Annotated in this window: 13 protein-coding genes; 2 read left to right on the top strand and 11 right to left on the bottom strand. The window is 62.5% G+C overall.

Annotation, left to right across the window (positions count from 1 at the left end):
- Positions 1 to 12 precede the first annotated feature (12 nt).
- The 11 genes from K3175_RS06630 to K3175_RS06680 all read right to left on the bottom strand — a co-directional run bounded on the left by K3175_RS06630 (position 13) and on the right by K3175_RS06680 (position 10,167).
- Positions 13 to 1,326, bottom strand: coding sequence for a radical SAM protein (locus tag K3175_RS06630; RefSeq protein WP_221543151.1), 1,314 nt, complete (start codon positions 1,324 to 1,326; stop codon positions 13 to 15).
- A 32-nt stretch (positions 1,327 to 1,358) separates the two neighbouring features.
- Positions 1,359 to 1,574, bottom strand: coding sequence for a hypothetical protein (locus K3175_RS06635; RefSeq protein ID WP_221542595.1), 216 nt, complete (start codon positions 1,572 to 1,574; stop codon positions 1,359 to 1,361).
- Complete coding sequence (ccoS, locus tag K3175_RS06640; protein ID WP_221542596.1) at positions 1,571 to 1,723, bottom strand: cbb3-type cytochrome oxidase assembly protein CcoS; 153 nt, start codon at positions 1,721 to 1,723, stop codon at positions 1,571 to 1,573. The genes K3175_RS06635 and ccoS overlap by 4 nt, the downstream gene beginning before the upstream one ends.
- On the bottom strand, positions 1,720 to 3,843 hold the full coding sequence (locus K3175_RS06645; RefSeq protein ID WP_345719331.1) for a heavy metal translocating P-type ATPase: 2,124 nt from the start codon (positions 3,841 to 3,843) through the stop codon (positions 1,720 to 1,722). The genes ccoS and K3175_RS06645 overlap by 4 nt, the downstream gene beginning before the upstream one ends.
- Positions 3,840 to 4,289, bottom strand: coding sequence for a FixH family protein (locus K3175_RS06650; RefSeq protein WP_221542597.1), 450 nt, complete (start codon positions 4,287 to 4,289; stop codon positions 3,840 to 3,842). Before K3175_RS06650 ends, K3175_RS06645 begins: the two co-directional genes overlap by 4 nt.
- A complete protein-coding gene (gene ccoG / locus K3175_RS06655; protein WP_221542598.1) occupies positions 4,286 to 5,866 on the bottom strand; it encodes a cytochrome c oxidase accessory protein CcoG in 1,581 nt (526 codons plus the stop codon). Before ccoG ends, K3175_RS06650 begins: the two co-directional genes overlap by 4 nt.
- Entirely contained in the window at positions 5,853 to 6,764 is a 912-nt protein-coding gene (gene ccoP, locus K3175_RS06660; RefSeq protein ID WP_221542599.1) for a cytochrome-c oxidase, cbb3-type subunit III, read from the bottom strand. Before ccoP ends, ccoG begins: the two co-directional genes overlap by 14 nt.
- Positions 6,754 to 6,918 (bottom strand): cbb3-type cytochrome c oxidase subunit 3, encoded by a 165-nt coding sequence (locus K3175_RS06665; protein WP_221542600.1) that lies wholly within the window; start codon positions 6,916 to 6,918, stop codon positions 6,754 to 6,756. Before K3175_RS06665 ends, ccoP begins: the two co-directional genes overlap by 11 nt.
- Positions 6,915 to 7,679 (bottom strand): cytochrome-c oxidase, cbb3-type subunit II, encoded by a 765-nt coding sequence (ccoO, locus tag K3175_RS06670; protein WP_221542601.1) that lies wholly within the window; start codon positions 7,677 to 7,679, stop codon positions 6,915 to 6,917. The genes K3175_RS06665 and ccoO overlap by 4 nt, the downstream gene beginning before the upstream one ends.
- 12 nt (positions 7,680 to 7,691) lie before the next feature.
- Entirely contained in the window at positions 7,692 to 9,365 is a 1,674-nt protein-coding gene (ccoN, locus tag K3175_RS06675; protein WP_221542602.1) for a cytochrome-c oxidase, cbb3-type subunit I, read from the bottom strand.
- Positions 9,366 to 9,444: 79 nt separating this feature from the next.
- Positions 9,445 to 10,167, bottom strand: a complete 723-nt coding sequence (locus K3175_RS06680) for a Crp/Fnr family transcriptional regulator (protein ID WP_221542603.1) — start codon at positions 10,165 to 10,167, stop codon at positions 9,445 to 9,447.
- A gap of 123 nt (positions 10,168 to 10,290) precedes the next feature.
- Between K3175_RS06680 and K3175_RS06685 the strand changes: the two genes are divergently transcribed.
- Together K3175_RS06685 and K3175_RS06690 are read left to right on the top strand one after the other, a co-directional pair.
- A complete protein-coding gene (locus K3175_RS06685) occupies positions 10,291 to 10,959 on the top strand; it encodes an OmpW/AlkL family protein (protein ID WP_221542604.1) in 669 nt (222 codons plus the stop codon).
- A 212-nt stretch (positions 10,960 to 11,171) separates the two neighbouring features.
- Entirely contained in the window at positions 11,172 to 12,356 is a 1,185-nt protein-coding gene (locus K3175_RS06690; RefSeq protein WP_221542605.1) for a molybdopterin molybdotransferase MoeA, read from the top strand.
- The last annotated feature ends 3 nt before the right edge of the window (positions 12,357 to 12,359 follow it).

The raw sequence follows: 12,359 nt of genomic DNA on the forward strand, positions 1-12,359 counted from the left end.
AAGCGTTCCGCGCTACACGGCGGAACTGAAGCGCCGCTTGTCGGGAGTACGATGCACATCGAAGATCGCAGCGATGCTGCGCGCATAGGGTAGGCCATCGGGCAGTATTGTCAGCCATTGACGGTCGATGGCTGCAAGTCCGCGGTCGATAAATGGATATAGCGATGCGCGGGCTTCCCGCATCAGGCATGCCCCTAGCTGCGCGCGGCCATGGCAGAGCAATTGTTCGATGACAGCTCCCCGATACCGCGCGTCGGCGGACCGCAAGATGCCGCGGTTGGCAGTAAGCGCGTTCTGCGAAGTCAGCATGCGATAGCGGCCGCTATTCTTTTCGTTCTGGGCGAGGAGGTGCGGAAAGCTGCTGACCGACGACGCGCCGAGCCCGACAAGAACCTCGCTCTGATCGTCGGTGAAGCCCTGGAAATTCCGGCGAAGCGTTCCCGCCATCGCCGCTTGGGCAAGCGGATCACCGCCGGGCTTGGCAAAATGGTCGAAGCCGATCGGGGCGAAGCCGTGGGTCACGAAATAGGCGTATCCCATCGCTGCCATCGCAAAACGCTGTTCCTGACCAGGCAGCGCTCTGGCATCGATGGCTCTTTGCCTCGCAATGATCTGCGGGACATGGGCGTAGCCGAACAGAGCCACCCGGTCGGCACCCAGCACACGGGTGCGCTGTAAGCTGTCTTCCAGATCCCCAAGCGACTGGCCAGGCAAGCCATACATCAGATCGAAATTGAGCGATGATACGCCCGCTTCGCGTAGCCAGTCCACGGATTGCACGATGCAATCTTCCGTTTGCACACGGCCGATCGCTTCCTGACAATGCGCCGAGAATGTCTGCACTCCCAGGCTGGCGCGTTCTATTCCGATCCGGCCTATCATCTCGGCCCATTCTTGCGTCATTGTGCGCGGATCGAGCTCGATCGAGATGGTGGGATCGGGGCAGGCGAAGTTGAAGAAGATACTGTCTACCAGCCCGTGGAATTGGTCGGGCTGGAGCGCGTTCGGGCTGCCGCCGCCAAAAGCGATCCGGCGAACACGCACCGTCTGCGAAAGTTGAGAGGCGACCAATCCGATTTCGGTGTGCAGGGCTCGGAGATAGGATTCCAGCCGCTGCTTGCGGCCTGCCGCTGCGGTGTTGCAGCCGCAGTAGAAACAGATTTTCTCGCAGAACGGGATATGGATATAGAGAGAGATGTCACCATCAGTCTGGCCCAGCGCCTGCCGGTGGAGGCCGGGGTCGATACCGTCGAATTCGGCAGCGGTCGGATAGCTCGTGTAGCGGGGCACGGGCTTGGCGAGAAGGTCGGGGTAATAGGTCCACATGCCATCTTCGATGGACCGGTGAGACTCCTGCGTCATTGAGCCAGATCAAATTTCCTGCGGCAGCTGCCGGCGTGACAAGCCTTGCCGGGGCATAAGGGTGCGGGTGTTTTCTTGCGTTTGATGGGTATTTCGATCGCGGCGCCACTGCACAGTTTCGCCGTGATGCTGTCGCCGGAAGATGAGGGAGCGGCCGGGCTCAATGCAAGCGGCACGAGCGGCAGCAGCGCGGCATAGAGGGGGCCGCTCATTTATCGTCTTCCTCGTCGTTGATGAAAATTCGCTGGGCAGCGCCGTCCAGATCTTCGAATTGGCCTTTCCGCATCGCCCAGAAGAAAGCGGCGAGGCCGAGCAGGCCGAGGCCCAGCGCTACCGGGATGAGCAGGGCAAGACCGGTCATCGTGCAATTCTCGCTAGACGCAGCGAATTGCCGACGACAACTAACGAGCTCAGCGACATGGCCACCGCCGCTATCAGCGGAGTTACCAGTCCGGCCAGCGCGAGAGGGATGGCCAAAATATTATAGACGACGGCGAAACCGAAATTCTGCCTTATGACCCGCATGGTTCTCCGGGCCATGGTCACTGCCAGAGCAACCGGCATCAGCTCGTTGCTGAGAAAGACCGCATCAGCCGCCTGCTGGCTGATGTCGCTTGCGCTTGCCGGGGCGATAGAGGCGTGGGCGGCCGCAAGCGCGGGACTGTCGTTTATGCCATCCCCGATCATTAGCGGGCGCCTGCCGCTTGCCTTCCACCGGTTGAGCAGGGACAATTTTTCTTCCGGCAGCAATGCGGCTTCGAAATCGGTGCCAAGGATGCGCGCCACGGGGGCGACCGACGCCGCTCGATCGCCGGACACGATACGACTATCCAGCCCTTCGGCTTTAAGGCGCGCGATGACCTCGGCGCAGTCGGAGCGCAGGGGATCGGCGAAGGTGATGACGGTGGTTTTTTCGCCGACACGCAGGCTGGTCGCCAGCGCTCCGTATTCGCCAGATGGCCGTTCAAGCGCAACCGGCACAGGGCCCAGCCGCCCAGACAGCCCTATTCCTCCGCGTTCGCTGATGTCGGCGACCGGTGCGGGGGCGATCCCTTTCGCTGCCAAAAAGCGCGCGAGCCCCTTGCTCAAGGGATGGCGGCTGGTCTGTGCGAGCGCCAGTGCGATGGCTGCTTCTTCAGGTGAAAGCTCGCCGATCCGGGGCACTGGTTCGCCCAAGGTCAAGGTGCCGGTCTTGTCGAACAAGGCCATATCGACTTCCGCCAGCCGTTCGAGTGCACTGCCGTCCTTCACCAGCAGCCCGCTTTTGGCGAGCGCACCGGAGGCGACGACTTGTGCAGCCGGAACTGCAAGCCCCATGGCGCAGGGGCAGGTGATGATGAGTACGGCGATCGCGATCACAAGCGATTGATACCACCCGGCGCCCGCTACCATCCATCCCGCGAAGGCGAGCAGGGCAAGCGAATGCACGGCAGGCGCATAAATCCGCGCTGCGCGGTCGGCTATGCGAACGTAGCTGCTGCGTGATTGGCCTGCTTCATCCATGAGCCGGGCGATTTCGGCGAGCACGGTCTGGGAGGCGGCCGCGGTGATGCGAATGCGAACCGCACCGCCCAGATTGATGGCGCCGGCATGGGCGAGGTCACCAACCCCCGCAGGTACGGGCTGGCTTTCTCCGGTCAGCATCGAATTGTCGAAACTTGTGAGGCCTTTCTCCACCACGCCGTCCGCGGCGAGCGCCTCGCCCGGAGCGACCAGCATCAGCATGCCCGGTTCGAGATTTTCCGCCGCGATTGACGTGGAGCTTCCGTTTTCTTGCAGGACGGTCGCGCTGCGACCCATTTTCGACAGCAGGGCCCCTATCCCAGCGCGGGCTTTGTTTCGCATCGCGGAATCCAGGGCCCTGCCTGCGAGGAGGAAGAAGAGCAGCATGACTGCCCCGTCGAAATAGGCATGCGCGCCGCCGGTCAGCGTTTCATAGAGGCTCAGGCCCGTGGCCAAGAGAACGCCGATACTGATCGGCACGTCCATATTGGTCCGCGCATTTTTCAGAGCCATGGCAGCGCTCGAGAAAAAGGGACGTCCGGAATAGGCAATCACGGGGAGGGCTATCAGCGCCGAGAGCCAGTGGAACAGTTCGCGCGTGACACTGCCAGCGCCCGACCAGATGCTGACGGAAAGAAGCATGACGTTCATCATGCCGAAGCCGGCGACCGCTAGGGCGCGGAAAAGGGATTTGGCTTCGAGATCGTCCTGCGCCAGCGGATTATCCGAGGCAAGCTGTGCCTCGAACCCGATGCGGGCGATGGCTTCGACCAGATCCGCTTCGCTGAGATTGTGCTGGTGGCGGATGGTGACTTTCTTGGCGGAGAGGTTGACCCGCGCGGTTTCGACCCCCTCCAGCTCGCCCAGTCCGCGCTCGATCTTCGCAATGCACCCGGCACAGCGCATTCCCGGCACGGTGAAACGACTGTCGGCGAGCTGCTGGACAAGGAGGTCTTCGTGGCGGGGAGGAGCGTTCACTGTACTTCCAGCTCATCGATCCAGTGGTCCACGCCGTTGTCGATCACTATGCGGGCGATCCAGCGACCTGCAGGCAGCGGTCTGTCGGTGACATAGCGCCCATCGCCCTCCGGTTTCAGCTCCAGTGTCAGGGTCTCCGGCTTGCCAAGGGGCCGCCTCAATTGCGCGGAAACCTGCGCGTGATCGGGTGCATGGGCGACGTCGGCAAGCAGGTGATCGCCGGGGCCCCGCTCCAGCGCAACCGAATAGCCAAGCCGCTTCGTTTCACGTGCGCGTTCGAGCCAGCCATTGTATTTCTGGCTGGCGACATAGGAGTTTTCGACCACCACGCCGCCAAAGCCGCCGATGGCCACCGATGCCATGTAGAAATTGACGGCGACCACTACGGCAAACCCGCAGACCAGTATGATTGCCATGTCCTTGCCGGTGAATATGCGTTTCATCATTCTGTCTCCGGTGCATCGAAGCGGGTTTCCACCGCATCGGTCTCGCGCTGCTGGTCGAGGGAGGTGACGCGGAATGTCAGGGTTTGCGGGACCGTTCCGGCTGGCGCGGCCACATAGGCGCGCACTTGGCGTACGAGATCTGCGGGCACGGTCACCGTCTGCACCGCTGCTGCGTCCCGATAGGCGATGGTGTCCGTCCACATCGCGGCATCCGGCACGCCCTCGATGGCGATTTCCATGTCCCGCGGCCTGCTTTCCATATTGCGCAGCTTGAGCGTGTAGGAATTGCGGATGGACCCATCCGACAAGAGCATGAAGGGCGGATTGCGATCAGGCGCCACGGTGAGCTGGGTATGGCTGCGCACGCCGAGGGCGAACAGCAATGCCCCGCCAATGCCGCCCCAGATCATGAAATAGGCGATCGTGCGGGGGCGGAATAAAGTGCGCCAAGGGGACTTGGGTTCGCCGCCCGCTGCCTCGCGCTCGCAATCCTCGAGCGTGGCATAATCGATCAATCCGCGCGGCCGTCCGATGTCTTTCATCACGCGATCGCAGGCATCGATACACAGCGCGCAGGTGATGCAGCCGACCTGCGGTCCCTCGCGAATATCTATTCCGGTGGGGCAGACCTGCACGCATTGCTGGCAGTCGATGCAATCTCCGAACTGGCCGGGATTTTTCTGCGCTTTCTTCACGCTTCCGCGTGGCTCGCCGCGCCAGTCCTTGTAAGTGACCAAAAGCGATTTTTCGTCCAGCATCGCAGTCTGGATGCGCGGCCATGGGCACATGTAAATGCACACCTGCTCGCGCATGAAGCCGCCGAGAACCACCGTCGTCATCGTCAGCACGGCTACGGTAATGTAGGCGACCGGCGCGGCCTCACCGCGCCAGAAATCATGCACCAGCGTGGGCGCATCGGCGAAATACATGATCCACGCGCCGCCCGTCCAGAAGCCGATGATAAGGTAGATAGTCCACTTGATGCCCCGCCGGGCGACCTTGCCCCAGGTCCACGGCGCCGCATCGAGCCGCATGCGCGCATTCCGATCGCCGTCGATGAAACGATCGACATGCTGGAAAAGGTCGGTCCACACGGTTTGCGGACAGGCATAACCGCACCAGGCCCTGCCGACCGCGCTGGTGATCAGGAACAGGCCGATGCCGGCCATGATCAGCAGGCCGGCGACGAAATAGAATTCATGCGGCCAGATTTCCATGCCGAACATGTAGAAACGGCGATTGGCCAGATCGACGAGGACTGCCTGATCTGGCGCATAGGGCCCGCGGTCCCACCGCAGCCACGGCGTGACGTAATAGATGCTTAGCGTCACCAGCATCATGAGCCATTTGAAGCGCCGAAAGGGCCCGTCCACGCGCTTGTTATGCACTTGCCTGCGCGGCTCATAGAGCTTTTGTGGGAGGTTCTCCCGCGCAGGTTCATGTGGCTCGTGGCGGCGGGTGGCCGCTTCCCGCCCGGCCACCGCGCTGGAGACCGGGCGGTTGGTCTTGGCGACGCCGCTTTCGACGATTACCGACCAGTCGCGCCGGTCTCCGGATGGATCGTCAGGGCTGGTCATCGACTTTCACCTCGGGATCCGCGGCGACCTCCAAGAAGTCTTCGCCTCCCCCGAGCGAATGGACATAGGCCGCCAGCATCTTGATGGTCACCGGATTTAGCCTTCCCTCCCATTTGGGCATCATGCCCATGCGCGGTTCGAGAATCTGGTGCTTGATCGCATCGCGGCTATTGCCTCGCAGCCAGATCGCATCGCTGAGATCGGGCGCGCCTATTTCGCGGTTGCCAGTGCCCTTGCTGCCGTGACAGGCGGCGCAATTGTCGGCGAAGAGCTGGGCGCCCGCGTTGCTGGCATCGGCTTTGCCGCTCAATGAAAGGACGTGGTCCACCAGATCATCGAGCTGGCTGCTGTCGAACGCACCAGCGAACGATGGCATCTGGCTGGTTCGGGTCTCGTCATCGCCCGGCTGCCGGATACCATGTGTCAGCGTATAATGGATCGCCTTGAGATCGCCGCCCCACAGCCAGTCGTCGTCATTCAGGTTGGGATAGCCCAGTTCCTGATTGCCGCCCGCTCCCGATCCGTGACACTGTACGCAATTGACGCGGAAGGCTGCGGCACCGCCGGCCACCGCCTGTTGCATCAGTTCGCTGTCTTCCTCCAGCCGTTCGATCGGCACGCGTGCCAGACGTTCGCGCATGGTGGCGCGGGCCTGTTCGGCAGCGCTCATTTCCTCGGCAAGCTGGCCGCGGCTCGACCAGCCGAGGACGCCTTCGGTCGCCTTGTCGATCATGGGCCACGCCGGGTAAGCGATCACGTAACCGATCGCGAAAACGATCGTCAGATAGAAAGTCCAGAGCCACCAGCGGGGAAGCGGGGTATCGAGTTCTTCGATTCCGTCCCATTCATGGCCGACAGTCGGAACGCCGGTCGGTTCGTCGATCCGCTTATTCGCCATCGTCTTGCCCCTCGAATATCAGCGTTGCGGCGGCCTGGTTGCGTTTGCTTGCGCCGGGCCTGAAGGGCCAGGCACACAAACCCACGAACAGGGCGAGCATGAGGACGAGCGCATAGCTGTCGGCGAAATGACGCAGGGTTTCGTAAAAGCTCATCGCCCTTTCTCCTCGGCCAGTTCTTCAAGGGGCGCGGCGCTGTCGAAATCGACCAGTGTGCCGAGCATTTGTAGATAGGCGATCAGCGCATCCATCTCGGTCAGCTTGTCGGGATTGCCGTCGAAGTCGCGGATCTGCGCCTTGGGATAACGTGCGGCCAGATCGCCGGGATCGGCATCGGGGTCGGCCTGGGCCAGCATGTCTGCCTCGGCGTTCTCGAGATCGTCCTTGGAATAGGGGACACCAACCCGCATCAGTGCGGTCATGGTGGCCTTGGGATCGCCGATGGCGAGCGGAGTTTCCTTTAGAAAGCCATATTGCGGCATGACGCTTTCCGGCACCACGCTTTGCGGATCGGTCAGATGCTGGACATGCCATTCGTCGGAATAGCGCCCACCGACGCGCGCCAGGTCCGGCCCGGTGCGCTTGGACCCCCATTGGAAGGGGTGGTCGTACATGCTTTCCGCAGCGAGGCTGTAATGGCCATAGCGTTCCACTTCGTCGCGGAACGGGCGGATCATCTGGCTGTGACAAACATAGCAGCCTTCGCGGATGTATATGTCGCGCCCGGCCTGCTCCAGGGGCGTGTAGGGCCGTACTCCCTCCACTTCCTCGATCGTATTCTCGAGATAGAACAGCGGAGTGATCTGGACGAGGCCGCCGATTACCACGGTCACGAAAGTGCCGATGGCAAGCAGCGTGATGTTGCGTTCGAGCCGTTTATGGCCCTTGACGGTTTCGTCGACGACGGGATCGGTCATGATCTGGTGATCCTATTCGGCCGGAACGGCGCTGGGCTGATTGACGATGGGGCGATCTGCTTGCGGATCGTAAGCCGCGTCGCGCAGGGGCTTTTCCTCGCGCAGCTTTCCGGCAAGCGTCATCCATATGTTGTAGGTCATGATGATGGCCCCGCCGAGGTACATCAGCCCACCGACCGTGCGCATGACATACATGGGGAACATGGCGGCGACGCTGTCCGCGAAGGACCAGACGAGATAGCCGTCGGGTCCGTATTCGCGCCACATCAACCCTTGCTGGATCCCCGCGACCCACATGCTGGCCGCGTAGAAGACGATGCCGAGGGCAGCGAGCCAGAAGTGCCAATTGATCATGCGCAGCGAATACATCCGCTGACGCTTCCACAGGCGCGGCACGAGGAAATACATGCAGGCGAAGGTGATCATGCCGTTCCATCCCAGCGCGCCCGAATGCACGTGGCCGATGGTCCAGTCGGTGTAATGGCTGAGGCTGTTGACGCTCTTGATCGACAGCATCGGGCCTTCGAACGTGCTCATGCCGTAAAAGGCCAGCGCCATAACCATCATGCGGATGATCGGGTCTGTGCGGACCTTGTCCCATGCGCCGTTGAGCGTCATCAGGCCGTTGATCATACCGCCCCAGCTGGGCATCCACAGCATGATCGAGAACACCATGCCCAGGGTCTGCGCCCAGTCTGGCAGGGCCGTGTAATGAAGATGGTGCGGTCCGGCCCAGATGTAGAGGAAGATCAGCGACCAGAAGTGGATGATCGACAGGCGGTAGCTGTAGACCGGGCGCTCCGCCTGCTTGGGGACGAAGTAATACATCATCGCCAGAAAGCCTGCGGTGAGGAAGAAGCCGACAGCGTTGTGGCCGTACCACCACTGCGTCAGCGCATCCTGCACCCCGGCAAAGGCGTTATAGCTTTTCGCGCCCAGAAAGCTGACCGGCACGGCCAGATTGTTGACGATGTGGAGCATCGCGATGGTGATGATGAAGGCGAGATAGAACCAGTTCGCCACATATATGTGCGGTTCTTTCCGCTTGGCGAGCGTGCCGACGAAGACCACGAAATAGGCCACCCAAACGATCGTCAGCCACAGGTCGACATACCATTCGGGCTCGGCATATTCCTTCGATTGCGTGACGCCGAGAAGGTAACCGGTCGCCGCCAAGACGATGAAGAGCTGATAACCCCAGAAGACGAAGCGCGCGAGGCCGGGGAAAGCCAGCTGCGTGCGGCAGGTGCGTTGCACCACGTAGAAGCTGGTCGCCAGCAGGGCGTTGCCGCCGAACGCGAAGATGACCGCGCTCGTATGCAGCGGACGCAGCCGTCCGAAATTGAGATAGGGTTCGATATTGAGCCAGGGAAACGCCAGCTGCGAAGCGATGAAGACACCGGCAAGCAGGCCTGCGAGGCCCCAGAACATGGTCGCGATCACGCCCCAGCGGATCGGGTCGTCATCATAGCGGGACGGTCCTTCGGGCATCTGGAAAAAGCCCTGGGCCTTGCCCACCGGATCGAAGCGGGATGCGCTCATCCAGATCATGACGAAAGCGACGAGGGCGATGATGGTAGCGTGCGCCGCAAACCCGCTGTCGGCGGCTCCGACGGCGGCAGCCAGCGCCGCGAGCATGATCAGGAACCACAGGCCCACTCGGCCAAGTGCCGTTTCCGCTTGCATAGAATACTCCCTATTTGCGGCGCGGGTTAAGCGCGGGGGCCGCGGGTCGCATTGACCCAGATCAAATTCGCAAAAGAAATCATGCCGCCTCACACAGGAAACCGGCACGGCCATGCAGGGCCGCCAGATCGTTCAGGATGATGCCCGATCGTCCCACGGTTTCGATCGCGCCGTCGGCCCGCAGCGCGCTGAGGCGGCGGCTGACCGTCTCGATCGTCAGGCCCAGGCTTTCGGCAATGTCGCGCCGGGACATCGGCAGGTCGAGCAGGATGCGGCCTTCCTGCACATTGCCGATGCGGTCGGCCATGCCGATCAGGAAGATGGCGATGCGTTCGGAGGCCGTCTTGCGCCCCAGCGCGATGGCTTTTTCGCGGCATCGTTGCAGCGACATGGTCGCTCTATCGAGCAGGCAGCCCATCACTATCGCGTCGTCCGCCGCAAGCTCCAGAAAATCCGCAGTGGGAAAGCTCACGATCCGGCATTGGCGCAGCGCGCAGACGGAATAGGAATAATGGTCGCGCCGCGGCACGCTCAGCATCTCGCCGCCGAAGTGGAACGCGACGATCTGGTCGCGCGATCGGGAGGCATGCGCGACCAGCTTGATCGACCCTCTCGCGAGGAACAGGATATGCGGCCCGGCATCGCTGAAGTCGAGCGACTGATCGCACTCCAGCTTCTCGTATCGGGCGAGCGACTGGAAGCGGAGGTGCGCCGCATCGGACAAGCCGGCGGGCAATATGCGCATGGCGAAATGATCGAAGGCATCGGGCAGCGAGTTCATGGCGCTTCGTGTCGCCGTCAATGCGTTCCGCTTCCTTGATCTGGATCAAGGAAGGCCGGAAAATCCCTCCCTATTGCGCCCTCAGCCGCTGCAACCACCCTGAGCCGCGCGGTGCGGCTACTGCGGCGCTAGAGGTGAATTCAGATGAAAAGGTATCTCGCACTTGCCCTCGCCGGAGCAGCCATCGCCGCCGCCCCGGCTCACGCGCAGGACAGCGATGGCAAGGTGCAGGTCAAACTGCTCGGCAGCTATGTCATTCCCGACGGCAAGATCACCGCGGTGAACGAGGACATCTTGGGGCTACCCGACACGCTGCAGACCGAGGCGAATGAAAATTTCGTCCCCACGCTGGCAGTCGAATATTTCGTCAGCCCGAATTTCTCGGTCGAGACGATCTGCTGCATGACCCAGCATGATGTCGATGCCGTATCGGGCCTCCCGAATGCCGAACTCGTGTCTGATGCCAAGCTCATTCCCGCCACGCTGACGGCCAAATACCATCTCGATGCCGGCGCTGTGAAGCCATATGTCGGCGCAGGCGCGACCTATTTCTGGTGGGTCGATGTGGAGCCGGGTGCCGATACCATCCCGCTCGGCGTCACGCGGACGACGCTGTCGGACGAGCTGGGGCTGGTCCTTCAGGCCGGCACCGACATTGCGATCGGCGATCAGGGCCTCGGCCTGACGATCGACGCCAAACGCTATTTCGTCGACACCACGGCGCGCTGGTATGCGGGCGACACGCTGGCCATCGAAACCGAGCACAAGCTCGATCCCTGGGTCCTGAGCGCAGGTGTGAGCTATCGCTTCTGACCGAAGAGGCCGTCGACCCGTCATTACAGGGCAGGCATCTTGCAAGGCCCCCGGGATGCCACGTCCCGGGGGTTTTTGTATGCGCCTGCCGGATTCGAAGTTGCGCTGGCGAAGTTTATGCCGGATCGCTGCCGTGCAACCCGCCTGCGATACCGTCTTCCATCGAGAGGCAGTATGGACGCAAGGCTCGAACGAAAAGGTCTGGCGCAGCAGTGATCAGCTACGAAGAAGCCCTCTCACGCATACTTTCCGCAGTGCATCGCTTGCCGAGCGAGACGATACCGATCGCGCAGGCTGCAGGCCGTTTCCTCGCTCAGGACGTGCGCGCCGCCATCGATGCGCCCCGCGCGGATGTCTCGGCGATGGACGGCTATGCTGTCAGGATCGCCGATGCTGCGGGAGGGGGAACCCTGACGATGATCGGGGAAGCGGCAGCGGGCGCACCGTTTGCTGGGCATCTGAACGCGGGCGAAGCCGTGCGCATCTTCACCGGCGCGCACTTGCCAATGGGCGCCGATTGCGTCGTGATGCAGGAATATGCCGAGCGCGACGGTGACACGGTTCGCTTTCGGGAAGGCTTCGGGCCGGCACGCCACATCCGCACGAAAGCCAGCGATTTCTCTGCCGGGGACGTCTTGCTCGAAAAGGGGCAGCGCCTCGATCCCAGGGCCATGGTCTCGCTTGCCGGGGCCGACATGGCCACGGTCGAAATTGCCCGCCGTCCGCGCATCGCGCTTATCGCCACGGGCGATGAACTGGCCGATCCGGGCCATGCCGCGCAATCGGCGCATGCCATTCCGGAATCGGGAAGCTTCGGTGTCGCCGCACTTGCCGAAAGCTGGGGCGCGGTAATCTCGGCACGGATGACCGGGCGCGACGAGTTGGAAAGCCTGGCGCGTTTCGCGCGGGACGCCCTGGAAAGCGCCGACTGCGTCGTGGTAATCGGCGGCGCTTCGGTCGGCGATCACGATCTCGCCCGCCCGATGTTCGCCGGGACCGGGCTGGAAGAGCACTTCGCGAAAGTGGCGATAAAGCCGGGCAAACCCGTTTGGTTCGGCCTGTCCGGCGAAAAGCCCGTCCTCGGCCTGCCGGGCAATCCCTCCTCCGCCATGGTGACGGCCCGCCTGTTCCTTGCGCCACTGATCGCGGCGCTGCAGGGCGGACGGGCGGATGCCGAAACGCAGTTCATGCCGCATATTCTGGCCGCCGATCTGCCGGCCAACGGATCGCGGGAAACTTTCGTGAGGGCGCGTGCAACCGAAGAGGGGCTGCTGCCGGCCAGTAATCAGGAAAGCGGAGCGCAGGCTCCGCTCGCCGCGAGCAACTGGCTGATCCGCCGCGCCGTGGACGCAGATGCTGCGCGCGCCGGCAGCGTGGTTCGGGCGCTCGCCTTCTAATCC

The sequence above is a fragment of the Qipengyuania aestuarii genome (genome assembly GCF_019711535.1).
GTDB lineage: Bacteria > Pseudomonadota > Alphaproteobacteria > Sphingomonadales > Sphingomonadaceae > Qipengyuania > Qipengyuania aestuarii.